This window comes from Shewanella sp. S1-58-MNA-CIBAN-0166, from assembly GCF_040310085.1.
GTDB lineage: Bacteria > Pseudomonadota > Gammaproteobacteria > Enterobacterales > Shewanellaceae > Shewanella.
On the sequence record NZ_JBEOPN010000019.1, the window covers coordinates 24648 to 51433 of the forward strand.

Genomic DNA, 26786 nt, shown 5'->3' on the forward strand with positions numbered 1-26786 from the left:
TTTTTATTAACGTCACCATAGTTATTAATACCTGCATTAATAAGTATGGTGATGGTTTAAGTCACGAAAATCAGCTTGCTTCAATAGTATGATGCATTGTCGGTTTATGTTGTATGAGGTTAAGTAAAATGAATAAAGGTCTATTATTATTTGCCACATTAAGTGGTTTTATGGCTGTAGCACTGGGTGCTTTTGCTGCTCATGGGCTTAAAACTATCGCACCACCGGAATTAGTGAGTATTTTTAAACTCGGGGTCGATTATCAGTTTTATCATACCTTTGGATTGATTGCATTGGCTTTTTCTGCTCATTGGATCCCCTCTAAGTTGATCAACTGGGCTGCTTATAGCTTTATTGCCGGGATAATATTGTTTTCTGGTTCGTTATACCTTTATGCCTTTACGGGGGCTAAATGGATTGGCCCAATTACGCCTATGGGCGGGTTATGCTTCTTAGTGGGGTGGTTGTTATTTGCTGCGGCGATTTGGCATGCAAAATCAGCAGAATAATGCCTTAGCTAAATTCTCCCACCTTGAGCATTTTTGAGTATAATAGCGAGATTATTGTCTCGCTATTATGCGAATATCCTTACGCTAAGGCTCCAAATGAAAAACCTATTCCTATTTTGTCGCTCAGGCTATGAAAAAGACTGTGCGGCAGAAATTCAACAACGGGCAACAGAATTAAATGTGGGTGGTTTTGTTAAAACCAATATTAACGATGCCTATGTGATTTATCAATGTTTTGACGATAATGGTGCCGATACGTTAGTTAAGGAATTGGCACTTAGTTCATTAGTTTTTGCGCGTCAGATGTTTGCCGCGGGTGAGTTGTTGAGTGATTTACCTGAACAAGATCGAGTCGGGCCTATTGTGGCTTCATTGGCCGCGCTGTCAAAATGTGGTGAGCTACGCGTTGAAACGCCTGACACTAATGAAGCAAAAGAATTATCTGCATTTTGTCGTAAATTGACAGTGCCGTTACGTCAAGGTTTAAAAAAGAGCGGCGCATTGCTTAACGCTGAAAGTGACCGCCGTCCTATTATTCATGTGTGTTTTATCGGACCAGGCAAAGCGTATGCGGGTTATTCGTTAAGCCACAATAGTTCGCCACACTTTATGGGTATTCCTCGGTTAAGAATGGCTGCAGATGCACCAAGTCGTTCAAGCCTTAAGCTAGATGAAGCTTTTGGAGCCTTTTTAACTAAAGAAGAGCAAGAAACACGTTGTCGTAGTGGGTTAAATGCCGTTGATTTAGGCGCTTGTCCTGGCGGTTGGACTTACCAATTAGTTCGCCGTGGGATGATGGTGGCTGCCGTTGATAACGGTCCAATGGATCCAAAATTGATGGAAACAGGCCAAGTGAAGCATTACCGTGCAGATGGTTTTCGTTTTGAGCCACCGCGTAAAAATGTGTATTGGTTAGTGTGTGATATGGTTGAAAAGCCAGCCCGAGTTGCTGAATTAATGGAAGCATGGGCGATTAATGGTTGGTTTAAAGAAGCTATTTTTAATCTTAAGTTACCAATGAAAAGCCGCTATAAAGAAGTTAGCGTGATTTTAGAAACCATTGGTGCCATTTTAACTGAAAATGAAATTGATTTTAAAATGCAGTGTAAGCACCTTTATCATGACCGCGATGAAGTGACCGTGCATTTATGGATATTCCCTGAAAAGGGTGTGAGCTACGCATAAAAATACTATTGCGCCGCTAACAAAAAGCCCCTTATGCAACATTGCATAAGGGGCTTTTTAGTTAATGACAGATAACTCAGTCATTAACGTAACCATATGGAATTATCCTAGACGATCGAGTACTGCTTGAGTGAAGTCGGTAGTGCCGTGAGTGCCGCCTAAATCGCGAGTCGTACGGTCGCCTTCTTCAATAACAGCCGATACTGCGCTACGGATCATCTCAGCTTTATCAGACATGCCTAAGTACTCTAGCATTTGAATCGACGCTAAAATTACTGAGGTTGGATTGGCTAAGTTTTTACCGGCGATATCTGGTGCACTGCCGTGTACCGCTTCAAATATAGCAGCATCGCGACCGATGTTTGCACCTGGAGCCATGCCTAAACCGCCTACAAGACCGGCACATAAGTCAGACAAAATGTCGCCAAATAGGTTAGTGGTCACAATAACATCAAAGTTTTCAGGATTCATAACCAGTTTCATACAAGTGGCATCAACAATCATTTCTTCGGTGGTGATGTCTGGGTAACGCAGGCTCACTTCACGTGCCACTTTCAAGAATAAACCTGAAGTTGATTTCATGATGTTAGCTTTATGAACGATAGTCACTTTTTTACGATTTTCTTTACGTGCAAGTTCGTATGCGAACGTGGTGATTTGCTCTGCACCTTGACGAGTAATGATACTGGTTGCTTCGGCTGTTTGACCATCGTCAGAGATTTTTTGGCCTAAGCCTGAGTACATACCTTCAGTGTTTTCACGCACGGTAATAATATCAATGTTCTCGTAACGCGCTTGGGTTCCCTTAAATGAAATCACCGGGCGCACGTTAGCATAAAGGCTGAACTTTTTACGTAAGCTCACATTAATAGAGGTAAAACCTTCACCGACAGGTGTGGTTAATGGTCCTTTAAGCGTAATGCGATTTTTCTCGATAAGGTCTAAAGTACGTTGCGGTACTAATTCACCGTGTTTTTCTAACGCCGTTAACCCTGCATCAGCAAATTCATATTCAAAGTTACATCCTGCTTTATCGAGGATTTTTAATGCTGAATCGATAATGCTTGGGCCAATCCCATCACCTGGGATCACGGTTATTGTACGTTTTGACATGAATAGTCCTTCCACGGTTGTGGTTACTGCAATTGATAGACCGCATATATGACACGGCTAGGTGACGATAAAAAGCGTCGTTTTTCTGCGGCGTATTTTAACGACTTTTAATGTTTATTTACAGAAAATAGTGAGTATTATCACATTATTTCCGTTATTTTTAAGTCAATTCTAATTTGATTGTTTTACTATGAACCTTTATTACAAATCGTTTACTTGTAAAGTATCTTAATGCTGAAGATTTATCTGCGGTTCAATGTTTTATTGGCAGCATTAGATTATTCTGTAAGCATTTTTTATAAAGACGACTTTGGTCGCATGTCATGTCTTTTGCTGGTTGGCTTAACGTTAGCTAGTCAATATTGAGATAATCCAACACGATGATCTATTACGGTGATCTATAAAAATAATCAATCAACGTTACCATTAGAGGAAAACTGTGAAATTATTCAATTTAATTCCATTGGCAGTCTGTCTGTCATTTAATGCCCATGCGGCTCCACAACGTGCACTGTCCCTTGATGACATTATGCATTTTGAAACCTTACAACAGCCGGTTATTTCTGATAATGGCAACGTGATTGCGGTACAGGCTACTCCTGATAGAGGCAATAGTCGTGCATTAATCCGTTTTAGTGATAACAGTAAACAGTATGAAATTGCCAATGGCACCGATGTGAATGTCAGTGCTGATGGCAAATTTGTGTTGGCGACCATTGAAGCGAACTTATTTGAGCGAGAAACCAAGAAGAAAGCCGATTTACCCCATGAGGTGGTCTTACTGAATACTCAAAGTGGTAAGCAACAGACGTTTGAGAATGTAGATTCCGCCCTATTTAGCGACAATGGTCATTTTTTAGTTTTAAAATTTAAAATTAGCAAGCCTGAGTCTACCGATGAGAAATCTGAATTATCGGAATCTAAGGCTGTTGAATCCATTGCTTCTGAGTCTAAAGCTTCTAAATCTATTATCTCTGAACCAACGGTTGCCGAAAATACTGCTAAGGTTGAAGATGATACTGATGTTGAAATTGAGGAAGCAGATAAAGGCTCTGATGTTCGGTTAATTAATCTGGCTACCAATCAACACACCCAGCTATCTGATGTGACCCAATTTGCTTTTGATAAAGCTGGTAATCATTTTGTTGCAGTCGTTAATCAAGGTGAAAATCAACTGCACCAGATAGTGCTGGTAGCATTGGATGACCAAAAACAGCGTCAGCTTTATGGTAGTCGCGATGAACATATTGAAGCATTAGCGATCAGCGATGATGGTCAATATGTTGCCGTGACGAAAGGCGCTGCGAGTTCGACACGCTATGGCCGTGAGCACAACATGTTGCTTATTGATGTAGAGCAGAATAAACAACAGCAATTTGCCCAGTCTGAAGCTTGGACATATAACCAATATTCAAGCTTACAGTTTTCAAAAGACGGTCAACGTTTGTATGTTGGTCGAGTTCCCCAAGTTGCTCAGCAAGCTGAATTAGCTGATTATCAAAATGCCAATGATGTGTTTAATCCAGAGATTATCACGGCGAAAAAGCAGCTACGCATTTGGCATGGTGATGATGCCAAAATTAAGCCTCAAGAAGTCAAAGAATATGAGCAAGAATTAAAACGCACTTATTTAGCGGTTTTACACTTAGATTCAAATAAGTTAGTCCAATTAGCTGATCAAGTGGTGCCAGATGTTACTTATGGTGAGCAAGCGCGTTTTTTATTGGCCAGTTCAGATGTGCCATATCAAAAAATGATCACCTGGGCAGGTTTTTATCGTGATGTGTATTTGGTTGATGTAAACAACGGTAATAAAATTCCAGTGTTAACTCAGCAACCCAGTGATGCAATGCCGACTCTGTCACCGAATGCTAAGTTTCTAGCTTATTATCAGCAAGGTAACGTGTTTCTTTTAGACATTGCATCTCAACGTCGGGTTAATTTGACTGCTAATATTACGACACCGTTTGCTGATGAAGACCATGATTATCCCAGTGCTGCACCCGGTTACGGTTTTGGCCCTTGGCTAACTGATGATAGTGCGATAACCGTTTATGATAAATATGATGTATGGCAGTTTAATACCGCATCGAACCAAGGGTTTATGTTAACCAATGGCGAAGGGCGAAAGCAGAAAACTCAATTTAGACTGGTTGGCTTAGTGAAGGATGAATTGTTACCCGCAGTAGTGAGTGATGCTGAAACTGTGCTATTGCAAGGTTATAGTCATCTATCAAAAGCAGACGGTTTTTTCAGCGCCAAAATGGGTGTTGCTGGTGTGAAGCGCTTAACCGAAAGCAACAGTAAATTAACGTTGCTTGCCAGAGCTAATAAAGCCTCGACAGTGGTGTTTTCGAAACAGCGCTATGATTTATATCCTGATTTATATATTGCAACTAATACCTCACCACAGAACGCCCAACAGGTGACCCAACTTGATAAGCAGCGTAAACCCTTTAAATGGGGCAATGCGGAGCTAGTACATTGGCGAGATGGTGACGGTGTTAACATGGATGGGGTACTCATTAAGCCAACAAATTACCAAGCCGGTAAACAGTATCCAACTTTGGTGTATTTCTATCGGTTTATGAGCGATAGGCTACATGCGTTTCCTGATATGAAGCTCAATCATCGACCTAACTTTGCTTGGTATGCAGACAATGGTTATGCGATTTTCTTGCCTGATATTCGTTTCGAGATAGGTTATCCGGGAATATCTTCAGTAAAAGCACTGACCGCAGGCGTACAAAAATTGATAGCGATGGGGATTGCCGATCCTGATGCTGTTGGTATTCAAGGGCATTCTTGGGGCGGCTATCAGAGTGCATATGCGGTAACCCAAACCAATATCTTTAAAGCTGTTGTGACTGGTGCTCCGGTATCGAATATGACCAGTGCTTATAGTGGCATTCGCCATGGTTCAGGGCTAGCAAGACAATTTCAATATGAAACGGGCCAAAGTCGAATGGGCGAGAGTCTATTCAAGGCACCACAAAAGTATATTGAAAACTCGCCGATTTTTTATGTCGATCGCATTCAAACACCCATGATGATTATGTTTGGTGATAAAGATGATGCTGTACCATGGGAGCAGGGTATTGAGCTATATCTGGCAATGCGTCGTGCAGGCAAGGATGTGGTGTTTTTACAATATGAAGATGAGCCACATCATTTGAAAAAATATCCCAATAAACTTGATTATACCATTAAGATGAAGCAGTACTTCGATCATTACTTAAAGGGTGAGCAAGCCCCAGATTGGCTCCGCCAAGGTGAAGCTTATCAGGAGTATAAAAAGTAGATTAAAACGGCTATCAATGTTTGATCTGAATTAACTTTTACGCCCTATGCTGATACCGATAGGGCGTTTTTGTTATTGATACCACAGACAAATAAGCAACTATTGTGGTTCTTGATGAGTTATTGGCACGGCAAAATATTGATCTTCAGTGTCTTGTCCCCATGCAATCAGCAGATTATCTCTAAATAACAATGGGGTGCACTCTTCTTTAGTGGTTTCACCGTCTGATTTTATGTGGTGGGTACGGTAGTACATCACTTGATATTGTCCATCAATGCCGGTTTTGGCTTCGACAAAATCTGCACTGCCTAATAATGTTCTGATCTCATCAAGGCTTTGACCAAAGCTGACTTCACTCATTTTTTGTAAGTTGAATGCTTGGCGATCATCCCATGCTCGGTCTTCTGGCTGTGGTTCATAAACAAAAATCACCACGGCAACAAACAGTAAATAGGCAGTGAAAATTCCACCGATGATATACGTCACTTTTGTATTCATAATCTGTGTAATCCGTTATGGTATTAATACCGTTGAGGTTATGTGTTTTTACTCAACTCTGGATAATAAACGGTTATCAAATAACACTTTTTTGTTATCTGTATTGTATCGACTTACCATAAGCCTACTATTATGTTAAAACCCTTGGCAACATCAATAGCAAGAGTGATAGCAGACGTTAAATACACTTATTTTTAACGCTTTAGCCCATCCCTTATCCAGAGTAGAGGTTAGCTTATTATGGCATTAGTTTGTTATTGGATTGATCCTAAATTGTTTCAAATTAATATTCAGTGGAATATCGCATTGTAACTGCGCTAATTTATAACTAATTCTGGCAATCTCTTTTCCTTCGGCTAATTTAAGTGCTTGCTTGGCGCCAAGGTTATCTAAAGAACGATATAAATTAGCTAGCGTTCTAAATTTATTGAGTAAATCCGCTGCAGATTTTGGGCCTATGCCCATAATTCCGGGAATTTTATTGCCGCTGTCACCCGCTAATGCAATAAAGTCGAGCATTTGGTATTGCTCTATTCCCAGTTTCTTTTCATATTGCGCAACATCAAAGACTTGCTGATTAAAGTGATCCCACAAGGTGAGATTTTTGGTCGGTAACTGGCTAAAGCCTTTGTCGGTTGACACAATAATCACTTCACCCTTGTTGCTGATCATTTTCATCGCGATGGTGGCGATAACATCATCGGCTTCAGATTGAGCGTCGAAAGAATTGATATCGTGTTCAGCCAATGTGGCTTTGATATTTACCAGGCCATCACTTAATGCCGTCGGCATGGGTTTACGACCTTTTTTGTAATCACTGTACAGCGTTTTGCGCCAAGATGGCTCATTGCCATCCCAAACGACAATGCAATGAGTCGGTTGATGTTGTAACAGCATTTTTTTTGATGCTGCTAAAACACGTTCTTGAACGCTGGTAATATCGTTTTCATCAGGTAGCACCGCATGAATGCGGCGTACGAGATTGAGTCCATCAATAATGAGTAATTTATTCATTTGTTTTTATTATTTCGTAGCAGGGCACGTAAGCGCTGCCTGGCAGTTTCATTCGTTGTTGTTTAACAAAAGCGTTTAATAGCTTATCCATCATTAGCATGAGCTTAGCATCACCTTCAATCTTAAAGGGACCAAACTCTTGAATTAACTTGATGGTATCGCCTTTTACGTTACCGGCGACAATACCTGAAAACGCTTTACGTAAGTTAGCGGCAAGTTCTGCCTTATTTTCTTGAAAATAGAGATTCAAATTTGCCATAACTTCATGGGTCGGCGCAAAGGGTAATTGAAATTCGGGTTCAATTTTGAGTGACCATTGATACTGGTAAGCATCACATTTTTCTTTGCGATAGATTTTTACTTGCTCCATGCCTTGCTTCATTATTTGCGCCACTTTGGCAGGGTCGCCGATAATGATTTGATACTTACTCTGTGCTTCTTCGCCTAATGTTGCCCCGATAAATTCATCGATAACGGCAAAGTATTCAGCACTTTCAGCAGGTCCGGTTAATACCAGTGGAAAGGATGCATGGCAATTTTCTTTATTTAATAAGATACCAAGAAAGTAGAGTAGTTCTTCAGCCGTACCCGCGCCGCCAGGGAAAATGACAATACCATGGCCTAAACGGACAAAGGCTTCTAGACGCTTTTCTATGTCGGGTAAAATGACTAATTCATTAACAATTTGGTTTGGGGGCTCAGCAGCAATAATACTGGGTTCGGTTAAGCCGATATAACGGGCGTTGTGAACTCGTTGCTTTGCGTGGGCAATCGCCGCGCCTTTCATTGGGCCTTCCATAGCACCAGGGCCGCAACCGGTGCAAATATCCAGTCTACGTAGCCCAAGTTGGTAACCGACATCGCGGGTATATTGGTATTCAACAGCATTGATGCTGTGTCCTCCCCAACAAACCACCACATTAGGGTCTTTCATTGGCGAGATTGCTTGAGCATTGCGTAAAATATCAAACACCACATTGGTAATGTGGCTGGCATTACTTAAGTCAATATGCTTTAAATTTTCGTACTTATTGCTGATGTATATAATATCGCGGAGTACTGCAAACAAATGTTCTTGAATACCGACAATGATTTCCCCGTCGACGAAGGCTTGTAGAGGAGGGTTGATGAGTTCAATTTGGATGCCTCTTTCACGCTGTAAAATATTAAGGCTAAAAGATTCATAGCGACTAAACAGGTCTTCGGAACTGTCGCTGATAAGGCCTGAAGCTAACACCGCGAGTGAGCAATTTCGATATAATTGGTAAAGGTCGCTTTTTGCACCTTGTTTCAGACGTTCGACTTCTAATTGAGAAAGCTGATCTAGACTACCACGTGGACTAATTTTTACTATCATAAGCAACTCCTTTGGACTCGAGTGTTTGATGCCGAGTCCAAAGAAAACTGTCTTGGGAGGCTAGATATCAATAACGACTCGGTCTCTGCCGTTGTTTTTTGCTTGGTATAATGCAGCATCTGCTCTTTCGAAAGCTTCTTCAAGCGTTTCGTTTTCCATTACTTGTGCAGCACCTATAGATAATGTAACTGTAATTCTCTGATTTTTAAACTTAAACGGAATATTTTTGATTTTCTCTCTCACTCGATTCAATAATTGAGAGATATGTTCATCAGTAACATCAGGTAATAGTAATACAAATTCTTCACCACCATAACGAGCAACAAACTCGCTATCGCGTAATGAGTTTTTTAACGCCATAGCAATGACTTGCAGGGTTTTATCGCCGGTACTGTGGCCAAAACTATCATTAATGCCTTTAAAGTGGTCTATGTCTGTAACGGCTATCCACAGTGGCGTTTTAAAGCGGACATGGTTGCGATACTCTTGCTCCATGCGATCTTCTAACGCAGTACGGTTTGCTAATTGGGTAAGCGGATCGAGTAGGTTGAGCTTTTGATGTTCAAATAGCTTTTCTTTGTAACTATTCGCTTCCTGGCTCATTGAATTGAGCTCTTTACGCATTGTCTCTATTGATTTACGTAAAATGGTTTGTTCACGTTGTTCCAGTGCCTCTTTACGAGACAGTGAATCGCGAAGTGAAGATAACTGCACCGTCAGTTGAATCTTTAATTGGTTAAGATCATCTGCATCTACCACTAACTCGTCGGCGTTATTGACGCGTAAATTGATTTCTTTATTTAATTGACCTTTAAGTTGCTCACAACGTTGGTTGTTGTTATGGGTGTTGTTGACCACATCGCGAACGATAGTCAGAGCATCGTTGAGGGCAAATAAAAAGTCTTGTGATGCGGTTTTTTCGCGAGCAATATTTTCTAATAGTAAGCTTAATATCGATTGGTAAGAATCCAGTAAGTTATTTAAGCTGATATCACCAAGTAACACTTCTTTTATGACTAGAATTTGGTCCCGTTGATCTTTTCTAAATTCAATTTCAGCAATTTTAGCGGCAAGCTCTTTAGCTAGCTGAATATGGTGAGGCAAAATTTCGTAATTGTCGGCATCAGCAAATTCGTGTTTTAAAATTTCTTCATAGAAAAAAATCAGTTTTTCAACTTTGGGAATGTATTCCCATACAGTATGGAATGGTTTGCCTAATTCTTGTTTAAAGTAAGTGATTTCTTTTTTGAGTTTATCTGGTGCAGAGTTAATTCGTTGGATTTGACGGATCACTCGATTGAGGCCATTACGACTGTCTTCTAAACGAGTCATGGTATGGCTATATTGAGATTTTAATAGTCTTTCGATATCGACGAGTTCAGGTAGTGCCTCGTCAATTTGCTCAAAATTGTGCATATGATGGCGCAATTTAGCCAGTTTATTATCGAGTTCTAAGTTTTGCCCTTTACAAGCAAGACTCAGATGAGTGATAAATTGAATTAATGTTTTCAATTTATCATTACGATCGATATTTATTTCTTCGAGAGCAAGTTTAGCTGCATGGAGCTTTTGCTTCATCAACGAAATTTGAGTTATCGCTGTATTTGACTCTTTCATTTTGCAGTGCCTACTTTCATTCTTCAGCTAAAGGCATCTATTGCCGTGATTAGGATATTAATTTAGACGGCAAATCGAATTTATAGTAATTAACATATCATCGATTAACATTATAGTAATATTATCTCAATAATGTTGTGCAGCAAATCCAATTACCGTACAAAATCTCATAACTGGTCACAATAGCATGTTTATTAATCAATTAGTTTTTCGGCCAGTTGATCTCTTGGGTGTTACGATTACTTTCTGCACGAATGATGCCGCGATTAAGTGCTTGAGTCAGATTTAAATAAAGTGGGCGCATAAAAACAGCCGCTGGAGCGAAATTAAGTGGTCGCAATGACACATAAGCGGGTTGCTCAGTTATTTCCATGGCTGCAGCAAGTGCGTATTGCAATGTTTCAAATTGTAATTCAGCACTGATGCTGGCATCTGGGTTACCCAGTAGTGGCAAATTAATGTGACCAATACTGGCATGTTGGACCGCGGATATGTTAGCAAAATTTGGTATAGTAAATTGGGTCTCATGTAATTGTTTAAGGCAATCAATTACAGCATGTAAGATATTTTCTGCGTCGTATTGCTTATCGAAATAACATGCAATCAATCCTGAACGTATTATATACACTTCAGTGTCTAGGTGTTTACTGAACAGGCTATTAAAATTTTGCATCAATGCGATAGATTCAGTGAGCCCAAGTTGAATATCAATATTGTTTAATTTATTGATATTCACTAACGCGATCGTTTTAGACTCAGTGTGTTTAAGAGTGCTGATGCGTTGAATAAACGCCCTGTAACCTTGGGCTTGCGTTATAGGGTCTATGGTATTTAAATGTTGGGCGTTAAGGTATAAGGTATTTCGCTGTTGAAATTTTCTGTAGATAAAAAACAACACGATAATCGCAATACTGAAACCGAGAATTAATACTAAAATGATAAATTGACTATATTTATTCTTTGCCGTTTGTTGATGTAGTTTATTACGTAATAAACCCAGTTCGAATTTTAATTTTTGTTCAGTGAGTTCAGAGAAATCATTTGTTTGTTCGGTTTTTTGTTGCGATGTGTTGATCAGCTCAACAATGGCATCGACTGTTGCAAGTGCTGCATTGAGGTTGTTTGTTTTGCGATATGCGGTAGATAAATAGCCTAATGCTTCTGTTTGCACATCATTTAAATGTTTCTTTTTAGCCAGTTCAATAGCCTTGTTCGCATGATCAATAGCCTCATTCCACATGCCTTCACTGGTATTTATTTGGGCAAATAGTAGTTCATTATGGACTAAGTAATGTTCTACTTTCCGAGCTCTAAATATATCATTTGCACGTTGCATTACGTTCAATGCTGCTTGGATATTATTTAATTTGAAGTAAGCCTCGCCTAAGTTGTGGTATGTGAGCCCTATGGCGATTTCATTTCCCATACGCTCATTAACTTGCTGGACATTTAAATAATAGTCGATGGTTTTATTCCATTGATCTTGGCCAGCGTAAATCATTGCGATGACCGTCAAGGTCTCTGCTAGGTAGACATCTTGACCTATCGCTTGAAGTATTTCGGCAGCATTATGGGCATATTTTAGGGCATCATCCCATTGTTCTAAATCTCGGTATGTACGCGCAAGATTAAGTTGTGTATGGGCTTTAATTCCGGGGTAATCCAGACTATTGGCTAAACGAAATGCTTCACTGTAGTGCTGGAGTGACTTGGCTTGATCGCCATTAAGATTGTAATAACGACCTAACTGGGTTTCGGCATCGGAGATAAAATAATTATTGTGTAATTGGTAAGCGATATCGCGGTAACGATTTAAGTGAGAAAATGCCGGCGTAGGTTGAAGTAGCAATGAATGTAACATGCTGAGTTGTTCATGAAGTGTTGATTTAAATAGCGTACTTTCTAAACTGACATCTGTATTAACCATATTCAACGCATTATTTGATTCAACAATCACCTGATTATATTCTTGGTTTTGACGGCCTTTAATTCGCGCTTTAAGCATGATGACGACGGCTTGCTCAAGTGTGGTTGATGCAATGGCGTCTAATTGTGTTATGAGCAATTTAGCGTCTTTATACTTAGTAGGTGATGTAAGCTTTGCTTCTAAATTCAGTCGAGCCAGCAGCTCTAAATCGCGATGAAGTTCATTGGGTGGGTAACTTAATTCATTTGCGGCTTGCTCAAATTCCTCCTTATTTGAAAATTGTAAAGGAAACTCTGTGGCCTTCATTAGTTTTGTATACAGCTTTTGAGGATTTTCTTTGAAAAATATTTCTTGCTGCTCAATATCCCTTGCTGAAACCACTGAACTTAATAGTATCGAACATAATATGACCAGAGGAAAACATCGCAGCATAGTAAGAGATACCTTTTATAGTGTTAGTTAACGTGGACTTCATTTTTACGTGGAATGAATAAATAAATTTACCTGAGTCAGATGTTCTCACCGGGTGTTTTCCACTAAATTGCAAATTGCCACTGTGTTAATGAGTCTAGAACGTTATAATTGTTCGGAATTTAAAATAAAAACAATAGAATCATACCAGAAGGAACCTAGAGTGAAACCTACTTCTCTTGCAATTTTAACCAGCAGTGCTATTTTTTCGATGAGTTGGGCAATGCCTGCACTTGCAGATGTCGATTACCATATCGATATTAACCAACCCACACACCATTTAGCCCAAGTTAGTGTGTCATTCCCTCAAACCAATTCGGATGTATTAACGGTCAATTTACCGGTATGGCGAACAGGTCGTTATCAAGTATTACCCGTTGCAGATGGCGTAAGGTTGTTTAATGCGACCGACAGTAAAGGACAATCATTACCTTGGAAACGCACTGCCAGTGGCGAATGGCAAATCGCCTTAACCAAACCTACATCGGTGAAGGTGACATATCAATTACATGCCAATGAGCTTGGTGATCGTTTACGTCACATTGATAGTAGCCATGCTTTTTTAGATGCCAGTGGTGTATTTATGTATAGCCCTGCATTTCGTCAGCAACCCGTTACGGTCAACATGGAAGTTCCTGAAGGTTGGAAAAGTTACTCTGGCATGGATAAAGGCAGCACATCACATTCATTTAAAGCGGCCAATTATGATGTGTTAGTTGATTCACCGATAGAAACAGGCATAAACCAACATGTCAGCTTTGAGGCTGACGGTCGTGATTACGACGTGGTATTTTGGGGCGAAGGTAATTACGATACTCAAAAAATTGTAGCAGATCTCACCAAAATCAGTGGTCAGGCATCGGCTATTTGGCCTGATTATCCATTTAAACGATATGTGTATATGGTGCATGCAACCAGCGGTGCTCGTGGTGCAACAGAGCATCTCAATTCTACTATTATCCAATTACCACGATTTAATTTTCGTGAACGCGAAGATTATTTACGCTTTATCAGTACCGCCTCGCACGAGTTTATTCATACGTGGAATGTTAAAGCTTACCGACCTCAAGGGCTGGTTCCGTATGATTATCAGTCGGAAAATATGACCGATTTACTGTGGATGGCTGAAGGCTCCACCAGTTATTTCCAAAATCAGTTATTGTTACGCGCTGGAGTGATAACCGCCAAAGAGTTCTTTGACGATTTAAGTCAACGTATTGTGCTTAATCAACATAACCCAGGTCGTGAAGTCCAATCTGTCGCAGAAGCCAGTTTAGGCCAGTGGAGTAGCACTTGGGGCGATTATGCTGTTAATCACAGTGTGAATATTTACTCTGAAGGTTACTTGGCTTCAATGGCACTTGATTTTAGTTTGCTAAGCGATACGCAACTTGCTCATTCATACAGAGATGTCCATAAAGCGCTTTATCAACAATATAAAATTCCATTAAGTTATAACGTCGCGGACGTGCAATCTATTTTAAAAAATCTTTCTGGTAAAGATTACCAGTCGTGGTGGGCTGAATATGTAAACCAACCGTTTAGTTTATCTTTTGATGACTTGTTGGCACATGCTGGTTTGATCACGACTTATGGTAAATCTCCTAAAACAGAAGTAGATGCCGGAATGATGTTGTCTGGTTTATATAACGATTTAATTATTGCGAGTGTGCTAAAAAATGGCCCAGCTTGGAATGCTGGTGTTGCTGCCGGAGATGAAATTGTTGCTGTTAATGGTTTAAAGGTTACCGCGGATGGTTTAACTAAACGTCTTAATGATTTTAATGTTGGTGATACGATTAAACTAAGCATATTCAGGGATGAGCGGTTAAAGGAAGTGAGTTTACTCCTGACGGAACAACCTAAAGGTGACTTATCAATTGCATCCGTAGATAAGGTAACTGATGCGCAGAAAGCGTTTTATAAAGCATGGTTGGGGGTTGAATGGCCGTTTGATGACAAGGGTGAGTGGATTAATACTACTGACTAAAATGTTGATTTGCATATCCCCAAACGACCTTGAAATGCAGGATCCAGCATGTGGAGAAGTGACGCTTCAGAAACGATAACAAGCGAACGCTGCGCTCACGGATAAAGCGGTCTCGCGGCTTGTTATCGCCCTTTCGCTCGTCACCGCTTGCTACCTCAAGCGGTTGTGACAGCTTCGCTGTGCTGTCTGCTTTTATAGAATCTAGCCGCGTAGCGTCCTAGCAGCGCAGCGCTCTAAGAATAGTGATATTAATTCTCTTCAATCACTGCCTTGTTCAGTTATCCTACGGGGCTTTGAAACGAGCATGTTGAAGTGGCTTGGTTGAATATGTCATTCAGTATTGAGATGCGAGCCGTTATGATAAATAAAATGCCCTGAGAATAGGGCATTTTTGTATATGGTTACGCCGGAGGAGCTGTTTCGATAAAAAATGGCTCTTTTTCTATTGTGGCTAAAAATATTTTCAGTTTTGGATAATCTTCGATATCAATTCGTTGGCGGAAAACCGCCCAACTTAAATAACAACCTAAACGCAATTGCACATCATTAAACGGTCCGTATAGCGGTAGTTCGAATTTTTCAAATTCAGCTAGTGTTGCGTTAATGCGTTGTGCTTGTCTGATTGTGTAATCAAAACGTTCAATATCAACGCCATCACGAGACAAGAAAAACAAGTTAATTGAACTGTCTAGAGCAGTGTTGATCATGCAAAACTGATCAAGTTCTACCACGGTATCAAGGTACGTTTTTGATGACTTATGACGGATGTAGCGCAAGATAGCGCTTGAATCCGTTAACGATAACTCTCCATCGTGTAAAAAAGGAACCCGTTTTGTAGGGGATAGCGTTGCGCTGCTAGCCTGATCTGTTTCAATAAATTGATAATCTAATGTTGATTCCAATAAGGCTATTCGGCAATGCCGAACAAAGGGAGACGTAAAGCTACCGTAAAGTTTCATGGGATACCCTTATGGTATTAAACGCTTTGCTCTAAAGGACCAAATGCTTGATTTACCGCATTGACGAAAGCCACTAATTCACTGCCCATCAAGGCAAAGTCAGCGTCTAAACGTGCTAATGGGTCTTCGGTACCAACGTCATCACTACCTGCTCTAAACTCTTCAGAAAACTTAAGTCGTTTAATACTGGCATCAGACTGCATTAAAAAAGCAATCGACTGACCAAAATGCAATGCCAATTTGTGCACTTGCTTACCTGTCGCAATATGGGCAAGCACTTCATCTTCTTGAAGCACTTGTTGTTTAAAGCGAACGATACCGCCTTCATCAGAGTCTGACTTAAGCTCGGCTTCATCTTGCATTTCAAATGGCGCCGGTGCTTCACCCGCTTGCAACCATTGCGTTAACGTTGATTCGATTGGTGTGGCATAACTTAGCGGGATAACCGGTAAGCTACCTATCGCTTTACGAAGCAGTGCCAACAACTCTTCCGCTTTAGTCGCACTAGAACTATCAACTAAAATCATTTCTAGCTCAGGCATGATGAGTGCATGAGTTTGGCTACGTCGAGAAAATGCACGAGGCAATAATGTTGTGGTGATTTCGTCTTTAATGGTGTCTTTTTCTTTTTTAGTGACTTTCCGATTCTCTAACTCTTCAATCTCTGCCACTTTTTCATCTAAGGCTTCTTTGATTACTTGGCCTGGGAGAATTTTTTCTTCTTTCGTGACGCAAATTAGATAGCGATTTTCGGCACTATGGACTAATGCCTGGCCTTTTTTGCCTAGGGCATTAGAAAAACCAAACTTGCTTATGTCTTGGCTTGAACAAGGAGAGAAAGTGAAATCAGCTAAGGCATTTTCTAACGTTTCGGTATCTGTCGTAAAAGGTTTGTTGAAACGGTACAGGGTGAGATTTTTAAACCACATAGAAGGCTCTCATTAATTAACAGGAAAAATAAGTTACTGCAGTTTACGGGATAGATGCAAAGCGGTAAACCTACAAAAAAACACTAATAATACGACCGCTGTCGTCACTAGGGTTAGAATTCATCAAATTGTCACATTCCCCCAAACTTCCTTGAAACCACCGCTGTAGCTAGATCTACTGCGCAATAATGTGGTTCGGTATGGCAAATATTCATTTTTAATCAAGCATTGCAATATTTCTGAAACATTCGCAAGGCAAAATTCTGCTCGTTCCGATACAACTAACCCAGAATAACCATGACGAAATATGCGTCGAAAGGATGAAATGATGAATGTTTTTTGTAAAACTCTATTAGCCTCTGCAATGGCAGCCTCTTTAGTATCAAGTGCTTATGCGGCAGATCCTCTACAAGTTTATGGAAAATTAAATGTTACAGCACAGTCTAATGATGTTAATGATGAAACTGAAACAACTATTCAAAGTAATGCATCACGTTTTGGTGTAACCGGTGAGTTTGAGTTAAGCAAATCATTAGAAGCTTTCTACACCATCGAATACGAAGTTAATACCGGTGATGATGACAAAGAAAACTTTTTAGCTCGTAACCAATTTGTTGGTTTAAAAGGTAACTTTGGTGCCGTTTCTGTAGGTCGTAACGACACTATCCTTAAAGTATCTCAAGGTAAAGTTGACCAGTTTAACGATTTATCTGGTGACGTAAAAAACATGTTCAAAGGTGAAAACCGTATGGCGCAAACTGCGACATACTACACGCCTATGTTTGGTGATTTTCAAGCGGGTGTAACGTATGTTGCATCTGGCGATTCAGACCAAGTTGTTGGTGACAATACAACTGGTGAAGATGGTGTGAGCATGGCTGTAATGTACGGTGATGCAGGTCTTAAAAGTACACCAATATATGCAGCGATTGCTTATGATTCAAAAGTAAAAGGTTATGACACTGCACGTGCAACGGTTCAAGGTAAAGTTGCTGGCTTAGTTATTGGTGGTATGTACCAGCAACAAGAAGCAATAGATAGCGGTGTAACAGATAACGGTTTCTTATTAAGTACAGCTTATGACATCAATGATGTGACACTAAAAGCTCAGTATGTCGACATGGAAAACAAAGGCGATTCATGGTCTGTAGGTGCTGACTACAAGCTAGGTAAACCAACTAAACTATTTGCTTTCTACACAGCCAACTCGTTTGATTCAAATGACCAAGATGATAGCTATGTTGGTATTGGTATCGAACATAAGTTCTAAACCAGTCATCATGTGATGGTTAAATCTTCAATCAATTAAAAAGGGCTTAGGCCCTTTTTTTGTTACATGGCATTAACAGCAATGAATTTTTTATGACAGAAAGGCGTATTTAATGCCAGAATCAGCTGTTAGATCATAAATCTGTAACAAAAGTGTCCAATAATAGTCTCGTGGCAAATTAACGTAGAAACCCAATATGACAGCTAGGATATTAATAGTAGAAGATGAATCAGCAATCCGTGAGATGCTGACATTTGTGATGGATCAACATGGTTTTACGACAGCTGCAGCTGAAGATTTTGATTCAGCAATTGAGTTGCTTAAAGAGCCATACCCTGACTTAATTTTATTGGATTGGATGTTCCCTGGTGGTAGTGGCATCCAATTAGCTAAACGTTTAAAGCAAGATGAATTTACGCGTCAGATCCCGATTATTATGCTGACAGCTCGTGGAGAAGAGGAAGATAAAGTCAAAGGCCTTGAAGTGGGCGCTGATGACTATATAACTAAACCTTTTTCACCTAAAGAGCTCGTCGCACGAATTAAAGCCGTTTTGCGCAGAAGCGCACCAACGCGCCTAGAAGAAACTATTGATGTGCAAGGATTACAACTCGACCCTGTGAGTCATAGAGTGACCGTTGGTGACGCCGTGCTCGATATGGGACCGACAGAGTTTCGCTTATTGCATTTCTTTATGACCCATCCTGAGCGAGTCTACAGTCGAGAGCAGTTACTCGATAACGTTTGGGGCACCAATGTGTATGTTGAAGATCGAACTGTCGATGTGCACATCAGACGTTTACGAAAAGCCGTAGAAGAGGGTGGACATGATAAATTGATCCAAACTGTTCGTGGTGCTGGTTATCGATTTTCAACCAGAATGTAATTCGTATTGGCGGCTCGAAAAGTTCTGCCATGCTAGGCAGAGCTTTTTAAAAACTGTTTTTTTCGCTGTCTAGCCATAATAGTCGATTTAGGCTATCTTGTGGTTCCTCGTTAGCCCTAATAATCAGTAACGGCACTGAATGTGTTGGCGGCGTTACTTTCGTATTTAGGTAGCCTATGTTTATCTCGTACTCTGGATATCGTTTATTTTTCCGGTTAGCTATATTGCTTGTTTTATTCATGCTTGTCGGCGCTTTATTCAATCAAGTTGTTATCGTTATGCTATTAGGCTCGATTGCATTACTTGTGTGGCATTATCGTCAAATTACTCGTTTAAACTTCTGGTTATGGAAAGATAAAAAGCTTACGCCTCCACAAGGGCGGGGAAGTTGGGAGGGCGTGTTCAATGGAATATATCGCCTGCAGGGCAAGAATCGACGAAGAGTGGGTCAGTTAGCTACGTTGTTAGCCCGTTTTCGTCAAGGCGCTGAGGCCTTGCCTGATGCGGCTGTAGTGCTTGATGCCGAACATAATATTTTATGGTGTAACAAGCTCGCTCAGTTAATCTTAGGCTTTGTTTGGCCTCAGGATAATGGTCAGAGAATTGATAACCTTATTCGCCATCCTGATTTTTCGACTTATATAAAGAAAGCACAATACAAAGAACCATTAGAAATCCCTTCTCCCGTGTCCGATAAGCGTTTACTTGAAATTCGAGTAATGAGCTATGGTGATCGACAATTGCTGTTAATCGCTCGAGATGTCACCCGAATTCATCAGTTAGAGGGTATGCGCAAAGATTTTGTCGCCAACGTTTCCCATGAACTTAAGACCCCATTGACAGTATTACAGGGGTATTTAGAAATTATGCAAACCATGGAAGATGCAGACTCTCCTAATCACAAACCACTATCATTGATGCAGCAACAGACGACTCGGATGCAGTCGATGGTTGAGCAATTGTTGGCACTGTCGCGCATTGAAGACGCGGTTGATATTGATTTATCGCAAACGGTCAATATGTCATTGATGATGGAAATTCTTAAAGAAGAAGCCAAAGCTCTTGCTGGCACCGACTATACATTAGTGTTTAATTGCGAACCCGGTTTGAATACCCATGGTAATGAATTGCAATTACGCAGTGCTTGTTCCAACTTGATTTCAAATGCAATACGTTACACCACTCCTGGTGGAACGATTTCGGTTAATTGGAAAAGTGTTGCAACCGGAGCGTTGTTTTCGGTGACCGATACCGGAGTGGGTATCGCTCCACAACATATTAACCGCTTAACTGAACGCTTTTATCGAGTAGATAATGCCCGTTCAAGTAAAACTGGCGGCAGTGGTTTGGGGCTAGCGATTGTAAAACATGCTTTAAACCATCATCACAGTGAGCTTAAGGTGATAAGTGAGTATGGCAAAGGCAGTATCTTCAGCTTTGTTATTCCAGCGCACTTGTTAGTTCGACAATAGCTAGCCTCTAGATTTTCAATCCTTAAAAAACAGCATACGTGCTGTTTTTTTATTGCTGCTCCTCAGTTCAAATGGCTAATGATAATGAGCTAATCAGTTCAAAACCGCTGAGGAGTGCTAATGTAATTAGTCTTAGAGAGATGGCGTTGAATCAATCGCTGGTATTGCATAAATTGCATCAATTAAACCGGTATGATGAATGTCATAATGTAGCGTTATTGCTATAATTTTAAGCCGTAATTATCTTGTTTGTAATGTGTTTAGTGGGTGTTTATCTATTGTACTAAATAATTTCTTATCACCTTAACCCATTAAGTTATTGATATTCATTGGCTTTGTTTTTGTTTTATCAAATAAGACAGTTTTACTGCTGGTGTCACACAACTGTCATGTCAATGTCATAGACTTGTCATCAATGAGGTCGATACTGACTACGTTTTAAAAACTTAGTACGCTTAATTCTGGAGCATTAAAATGAAACTGAACAAACTTGTCGGCGCGATTACTCTTACAGCCGCTGGCGTATTCTCAGCAGCATCAATGGCTGCTATTGACCCTACTTTACCAATATACGAAAAAACAAGTGGTGTTTCTGGTAACTTGTCTTCTGTTGGTTCTGATACATTAGCAAATATGATGACGTTATGGGCTGAAGAGTTCAAACATATTTACCCTAACGTTAATATCCAAATTCAAGCGGCAGGTTCTTCTACTGCGCCACCAGCGTTAACTGAAGGAACTTCTCAGTTCGGCCCAATGAGCCGCAAGATGAAGCCTAATGAAGTTGAAGCGTTTGAAAAGCATTATGGCTACCAGCCAACGGCAGTTCGTGTTGCAATCGATGCGTTAGCTGTATTCGTACACAAAGATAACCCTATAACAGGCTTAAGCATTGAACAAATTGATGCGATTTTTTCTTCTACACATAAGTGTGGCGGTAAAGAAATTAACCGTTGGGGTGATGCCGGTTTAGATGGTAACTGGGCTGCAAAAGATGTTCAGCTTTACGGTCGTAACTCAGTGTCTGGTACCTATGGTTACTTTAAAGAAAAAGCGTTATGTAAAGGCGATTTCCGTCCAAACGTAAATGAGCAACCAGGTTCTGCTTCAGTTGTTCAGTCTGTATCACAGTCATTGAATGCCATTGGTTATTCAGGTATTGGTTATAAAACTGCTGGTGTAAAAGCGGTCGCTATCTCTAAGAAGGGTGATAAGTTTATCGAAGCCACAGCTGCGAATGCTGCCGACGGTACTTACCCACTTTCACGTTACTTATATGTTTATGTGAACAAGCATCCTAACAAAGACCTAACGCCAATGGATCGTGAATTCTTACGCTTCGTATTGTCTAAGCAAGGTCAACAAATTGTTGAGAAAGATGGTTATGTTCCATTACCAACATCTGTAATTACTAAAGATTTAGAGAAAGTAGGTATCAAGCTTTAATTAGCGAACTTTCCGTAAACTTAAAAAGGCCTCTTTGAGGCCTTTTTTGTTTTTTTTCGTTGAAAAAAAGATAAAAAAAAGCAACCTAACTAAGAGGTTGCTGCTATTGCTAAGGGCAATACTGTCGATAGATTGTTACTACTATCAAATAGGAGAATGATGATGAACAAAAAAACGCTACTAGCTGTTAATAAAGTAATGCAAATTCGGTTCATATATTCAGACTAGTCATTTTTCAGTTAGTTCCCTTGAATGCAAAAAAAGTACTTATTTTTATTTAAAATAAATTTGAGTAGAAAATCCAGATATCAATGTAGCGGTAGACATTAAATGTGAAGGTATTGATCGATAGTCTCCATTAAGTTCAAAGCAGCATAAAACGAAAGTTGGAAGTGCAGAGCTAACTTTGCTGCTTAATAAATCTATATGCCTTGAATTGACAAGCGTGGTTACTCTGAGTGACTCGGTATTAATGCGGCTTTTTACAGCATATTTTTGGTGATGCTAATGCTATTATCTTTGCTAGATTTCATGTTTTATTGCCTTTGTAAGGATATTTTGTGACTGCAAAATGGAACGAACAACACGATTACCATTCAAGTGCCAATACTGATGCTTTATGCGTGCATCATCTTGAACTTAATATTGTGGTTAATTTTGACTTGCAGCAACTCAATGGCGTTGCCCGGTTGCAGTTTACCCGAAAAATGGCTGCACTTTCATTAGTGCTAGATTGCCGAGACTTGATCATAGAAGGTATCACCGACAGCGACGCTAATGTGTTGTCATATTATGTGAGTGATGTGAATGCCATATTGGGTCAAAAGCTGGTTATTGATGTGGGTGAACGATTAACTGAGGTGGTCATCCATTATCGTACATCAACAACTGCCCAGGGGCTTCAATGGCTTACTCCGGAACAAACCTTAGGCAAACAATTGCCTTACCTGTTCAGCCAATCGCAACCCATTAATGCTCGTAGCTGGATACCTTTACAAGATACCCCAAAAGCACGCATAACCTTTAATGCGACAGTTACCGCTCCGCAAGGTTTACGCGTGGTAATGAGTGCTGAAAATAACCCTGAATTGCCAGATAATGGTGTGTTTACCTTTTGCATGAGCAAACCCATTCCAACACATTTATTAGCCATTGCTGTTGGAGAGTTAAGCTTCCAAGCCACTGGGCCTCGAAGTGGTATTTATACTGAACCCGGTATGCTTGCTGCTGCAGTTAAAGAATTTGAAGATACTGAATCAATGATCTTAATGGCAGAGTCCATACTAGGGCCTTATGCTTGGGGGCGTTATGACATGATTGTTTTGCCACCGAGTTTCCCTTTTGGTGGTATGGAAAATCCTATGCTGGCATTTATGACTCCCACGCTAATTGCTGGGGATAAAAGTCTTGTGTCCACGGTTGCTCATGAATTAGCCCATTCATGGACAGGTAATTTAGTCAGTAATGCGACTTGGCGAGATTTATGGCTTAACGAAGGATTTACCACTTACTTTACCAATCGTATTGTTGAAGCTATTTATGGTAAAGAGCAGGCAGAACTCGAATGGGTTATCGAGTACGGACGTTTGCAAGAGGAAATGGAATCTACTCCCTTAGTCAACCAAACTCTACCCGCCAATGTCCAAGACCAAGATCCTAATCTGGCATTTAATCGGTTTACCTACGATAAAGCATCGATGTTTGTTCATGAACTTGAAAGCCGATTAGGCCGGCCTGCATTCGATAGCTTTCTATCCCAGTATGTTGAGCATTTTTCGTTTCGCGCGATTACTACCGAAACATTCATTGATTATGTAAAACAGACATTGCTGGTGGAACATCACGATAAATTAACCCTGGCAGAACTCAATGAATGGGTATACGGGCAAGGATTACCACTATGGTTTAAAGGCCCTACATCAAGCAGCTTGGATAAAGTTGACTTGGCTGTGGAAGCTATTGTCAAAGGCGCTTTGGCAAGTGAGTTGTTGGTGAGTGAGTGGCGAGTTCATCACTGGCAGTATTTTCTGACTCAATTACCGTTAATGGTAAGCCAAGCCACGTTATTAGATTTAGATGATACTTTTACATTAACAAACAGTCCCAATGCCGAAATAGCGTGTGATTGGTATCGCGTTGTCATCCGTAATCACTATGATCCTGTATTACCAGCATTAAGTGATTATTTATGCCGCATCGGCAGAGGTAAATTTGTTAGACCTTTGTTTGTTGAATTACAAATAGCAGGCTATCAACAAGAATTAGCTGAAATCTATACAAAAGCTCGTGCTGGTTATCATCCTTCATTGCAAATTCAGTTAGATAATTTACTCAATTTTTAACAAGAAAATGTTATGACCTTTTACATCAAAAAAAGACAAAAAAATGGCAGCCATATTGGCTGCCAAAATAACTCTTTCCGGGTTGTCATTAACGGTGCGCTAGCGTGTTAATACTTCCCAATGGGGATGATGATGAACATTAAAACGGTGTAGCAGTAACTCAATCCTAACTGAAGTTTGAGGTAAGTAGGATAAATCACTAAGCAGTGTCATCAATTAACTCCGGGGGAGAAGGCTAACTCATCATACTGCACTTACTTCAAACTACATTTTAATCATTACATACTTGTTCGTACAATAAATAAGACCGGGTGATATCAGGAAAGTTCACAAAGAAAATGAAGTTTTTTAATTTATTTTTGTGATAGTCACTTTTTTGAACCCTTTGGTCGATATTTTTGGGGAAAGGATACGTTTTTTTAATTAAAAATAGCGTTAGAGTTAACCTAGATTCGATAATATAGATTATTAAAGCTATCGTAATTAGGCACTTAAGTTTTTTATTCTGAGGTGAACTCAAGTAAGTAATGGGTTACGCATATGACCGCGGCAAATATCGATGGTGAGGCATTTGGGTTTTATTTATGTAAAGCACAAAATGAACCTAAAAAAAAGGGCAACCAATTTGGTTGCCTAAGTCGTTCTTTGTGGGGGGCGATTAACGGTGCGCTAGCGTGTTAATACTCCCCAAATAGGGATGATGATGAACAATAAACATTAAAACGGTGTAGCAGTAACTCAATCCTAACTGAAGTTTGAGGTAAGCAGGATAAATCACTAAGCAGTGTCATCAATTAACTCCGGGGGAGAAGGCTAACTCATCATACTGCACTTACTTCAAACTACATTTTAATCATTACATACTTGTTCGTACAATAAATAAGACCGGGTGATATCAGGAAAGTTCACAAAGAAAATGAATTTTTTTAATTTATTTTGTGAGAGTAATTTTTTTTGATCTATATGGTCGATATTCCCTAGAAAAGGTTTCGTTTTTTTAATTAAAAATAGCATTAGAGTTAACCTAAACTTGATTTTTTGTTTTTATAAATGCTTTTTAATCAGTTGTTTATTCTGATTCTGAGGTAAATTCAGGTAAGTGATGGGTTACGCATATGACCGTGGCAAATATCGATGGTGAGGCTTTTTGGTTTTATTTATGTGTAGCACAAAATGAACCTAAAAAAAGGGCAACCAATTTGGTTGCCTAAGTCGTTCTTTGTGGGTCGTGATTAACGGTGCGCTAGCGTGTTAATACTCCCCAAATAGGGATGATGATGAACAATAAACATTAAAACGGTGTAGCAGTAACTCAATCCTAACTGAAGCTTAAGGTAAGTAGGATAAATCACTAAGCAGTGTCATCAATTAACTCCGGGAGAGGAGGTTAACTCATTATGCTGCACTTACTTCAAACTACATCTTCTTCGTACAATAAATAAGACCGAGCGTAATTAGGAAAGTTCACAATAAAAATAATTTTTTTACATTTATTTTGTGAGAGCAAGGTTTTTTGCTTTCTTAGCTGGTTTTTCGAAGGATTTATTAGGTTTTTAAGAGCTAAAAATGGCATTTAAATGAACCGAAACTCGATATTATAGTTAATCAAAGTCTTTATAATTAAGTGCTTATTGATCACTATGCTAGTTATACCAATCCTATTAAATATGTGATCTTTCAGCGGGAGTTAAAAGTGCTGTAGGCAAGGCAGATGATTGAAGCGAATAGTGATTCTATTTTGAAAACATCTAACGAAGCATAAAGTACTTTGAAACCCGCCAGAAAGGAGTCTCTCAGGTATTCCACTTCTGTGTTGCATCGATTTAAAAGGGAACAGCCATTTCTACATCAATGCGCCTTGAATTAAAAAACCTTAGAGACTCTGAACTGATCAGATATTTAATGAGATTGGTATTATAGCTCTGAGGTGTACTCAAGTAAGCTATTGGTTCTGTATATGGTTGAGGTAAATATCGATGATGATGCTATTTTTGGTTTTATTTGTGTAAAACACAAAATTAACCTAAAAAAATGGCAACCAATTTGGTTGCCTAAGTCGTTCTTTGTGGGTCGTGATTAACAGTGCGCTAGCGTGTTAATACTCCCCAAATAGGGATGATGATGAACATAAAACTGTCGCGACAAGCAAATACAAAAGTCAGTAATCAAACCTTTGGATACACACTAAAACGTTGGAGGAAGACGCTTAGCGAGTACATGTTCTTACTTGTTACATTTCTTACTTGTTACATATAGTCTGACTAGTGCTCTTTAGAATAGTTCATTAAATAATGAAAAAATTTAAAAATAGATAATCAGTGGGTTTTACTCATCATTGGTAGTTGCACGTGGTTCTATGTAAATGACGTTTATCGTGGCATAACATCTGCTGTCTCGAGAGCCTAAAAACGGGTTTTACAAAATTATTTTCAAGCTCCCAGACCAGGTTACCCAATATCGAAATCGACTTAGCGAAACTCATTAGCTTAATTACTGTGAG

The 26786-nt window shown here is 39.8% G+C and carries 18 protein-coding genes; 10 read left to right on the forward strand and 8 right to left on the reverse strand.

Going from position 1 to position 26786, the window contains the following annotated elements:
- Positions 1 to 128 precede the first annotated feature (128 nt).
- On the forward strand, positions 129 to 509 hold the full coding sequence (locus tag AAEY99_RS12640) for a DUF423 domain-containing protein (protein ID WP_011638230.1): 381 nt from the start codon (positions 129 to 131) through the stop codon (positions 507 to 509).
- A gap of 96 nt (positions 510 to 605) precedes the next feature.
- On the forward strand, positions 606 to 1694 hold the full coding sequence (gene rlmM, locus AAEY99_RS12645; RefSeq protein ID WP_011638229.1) for a 23S rRNA (cytidine(2498)-2'-O)-methyltransferase RlmM: 1089 nt from the start codon (positions 606 to 608) through the stop codon (positions 1692 to 1694).
- Between the two features lie 102 nt (positions 1695 to 1796).
- Here rlmM and AAEY99_RS12650 read toward each other — a convergent pair whose 3' ends face one another.
- Entirely contained in the window at positions 1797 to 2807 is a 1011-nt protein-coding gene (locus AAEY99_RS12650) for an isocitrate dehydrogenase (RefSeq protein ID WP_011638228.1), read from the reverse strand.
- A gap of 439 nt (positions 2808 to 3246) precedes the next feature.
- On the opposite strand from AAEY99_RS12650, the gene AAEY99_RS12655 reads away from it, so the two are divergent.
- Positions 3247 to 6108, forward strand: a complete 2862-nt coding sequence (locus AAEY99_RS12655) for a S9 family peptidase (RefSeq protein WP_351010697.1) — start codon at positions 3247 to 3249, stop codon at positions 6106 to 6108.
- 99 nt (positions 6109 to 6207) lie between these two features.
- On the opposite strand, the gene AAEY99_RS12660 is transcribed toward AAEY99_RS12655, so the two are convergent.
- The 5 genes from AAEY99_RS12660 to AAEY99_RS12680 all read right to left on the reverse strand — a co-directional run bounded on the left by AAEY99_RS12660 (position 6208) and on the right by AAEY99_RS12680 (position 12827).
- On the reverse strand, positions 6208 to 6606 hold the full coding sequence (locus AAEY99_RS12660) for a DUF3192 domain-containing protein (protein ID WP_101086492.1): 399 nt from the start codon (positions 6604 to 6606) through the stop codon (positions 6208 to 6210).
- Positions 6607 to 6852: 246 nt separating this feature from the next.
- On the reverse strand, positions 6853 to 7620 hold the full coding sequence (xni, locus tag AAEY99_RS12665; RefSeq protein WP_182744639.1) for a flap endonuclease Xni: 768 nt from the start codon (positions 7618 to 7620) through the stop codon (positions 6853 to 6855).
- The gene (gene ppnN / locus AAEY99_RS12670; protein WP_101086494.1) at positions 7613 to 8977 is read right to left on the reverse strand and encodes a nucleotide 5'-monophosphate nucleosidase PpnN; all 1365 of its coding nucleotides are present in this window, start codon (positions 8975 to 8977) and stop codon (positions 7613 to 7615) included. Before ppnN ends, xni begins: the two co-directional genes overlap by 8 nt.
- 60 nt (positions 8978 to 9037) lie before the next feature.
- On the reverse strand, positions 9038 to 10594 hold the full coding sequence (locus AAEY99_RS12675) for a sensor domain-containing diguanylate cyclase (protein ID WP_350979206.1): 1557 nt from the start codon (positions 10592 to 10594) through the stop codon (positions 9038 to 9040).
- A gap of 202 nt (positions 10595 to 10796) precedes the next feature.
- The gene (locus tag AAEY99_RS12680; RefSeq protein WP_192116291.1) at positions 10797 to 12827 is read right to left on the reverse strand and encodes a tetratricopeptide repeat protein; all 2031 of its coding nucleotides are present in this window, start codon (positions 12825 to 12827) and stop codon (positions 10797 to 10799) included.
- A 328-nt stretch (positions 12828 to 13155) separates the two neighbouring features.
- Between AAEY99_RS12680 and AAEY99_RS12685 the strand changes: the two genes are divergently transcribed.
- Positions 13156 to 14982, forward strand: coding sequence for a M61 family metallopeptidase (locus AAEY99_RS12685; RefSeq protein ID WP_351010700.1), 1827 nt, complete (start codon positions 13156 to 13158; stop codon positions 14980 to 14982).
- Between the two features lie 401 nt (positions 14983 to 15383).
- Here AAEY99_RS12685 and AAEY99_RS12690 read toward each other — a convergent pair whose 3' ends face one another.
- Both AAEY99_RS12690 and rdgC read right to left on the reverse strand, forming a co-directional pair.
- Entirely contained in the window at positions 15384 to 15941 is a 558-nt protein-coding gene (locus AAEY99_RS12690; RefSeq protein ID WP_162023579.1) for a glutathione S-transferase family protein, read from the reverse strand.
- 17 nt (positions 15942 to 15958) lie between these two features.
- Positions 15959 to 16870, reverse strand: coding sequence for a recombination-associated protein RdgC (rdgC, locus tag AAEY99_RS12695; RefSeq protein WP_101086499.1), 912 nt, complete (start codon positions 16868 to 16870; stop codon positions 15959 to 15961).
- Positions 16871 to 17195: 325 nt separating this feature from the next.
- On the opposite strand from rdgC, the gene AAEY99_RS12700 reads away from it, so the two are divergent.
- The 6 genes from AAEY99_RS12700 to AAEY99_RS12725 all read left to right on the forward strand — a co-directional run bounded on the left by AAEY99_RS12700 (position 17196) and on the right by AAEY99_RS12725 (position 24967).
- Positions 17196 to 18140 (forward strand): porin, encoded by a 945-nt coding sequence (locus AAEY99_RS12700; RefSeq protein ID WP_101086500.1) that lies wholly within the window; start codon positions 17196 to 17198, stop codon positions 18138 to 18140.
- Positions 18141 to 18336: 196 nt separating this feature from the next.
- Positions 18337 to 19026 (forward strand): phosphate regulon transcriptional regulator PhoB, encoded by a 690-nt coding sequence (gene phoB / locus AAEY99_RS12705; RefSeq protein ID WP_011638217.1) that lies wholly within the window; start codon positions 18337 to 18339, stop codon positions 19024 to 19026.
- A gap of 176 nt (positions 19027 to 19202) precedes the next feature.
- Positions 19203 to 20498 carry a phosphate regulon sensor histidine kinase PhoR gene (phoR, locus tag AAEY99_RS12710; RefSeq protein WP_351010702.1) on the forward strand — a complete coding sequence of 432 codons (1296 nt, stop codon included), beginning with the start codon at positions 19203 to 19205 and terminating at the stop codon, positions 20496 to 20498.
- A gap of 474 nt (positions 20499 to 20972) precedes the next feature.
- Complete coding sequence (locus tag AAEY99_RS12715; RefSeq protein WP_101086502.1) at positions 20973 to 21944, forward strand: PstS family phosphate ABC transporter substrate-binding protein; 972 nt, start codon at positions 20973 to 20975, stop codon at positions 21942 to 21944.
- 560 nt (positions 21945 to 22504) lie between these two features.
- Positions 22505 to 24286, forward strand: a complete 1782-nt coding sequence (locus tag AAEY99_RS12720) for a M1 family metallopeptidase (RefSeq protein WP_351010704.1) — start codon at positions 22505 to 22507, stop codon at positions 24284 to 24286.
- A 540-nt stretch (positions 24287 to 24826) separates the two neighbouring features.
- Positions 24827 to 24967 (forward strand): hypothetical protein, encoded by a 141-nt coding sequence (locus AAEY99_RS12725; protein ID WP_162023576.1) that lies wholly within the window; start codon positions 24827 to 24829, stop codon positions 24965 to 24967.
- Positions 24968 to 26786 lie beyond the last annotated feature (1819 nt).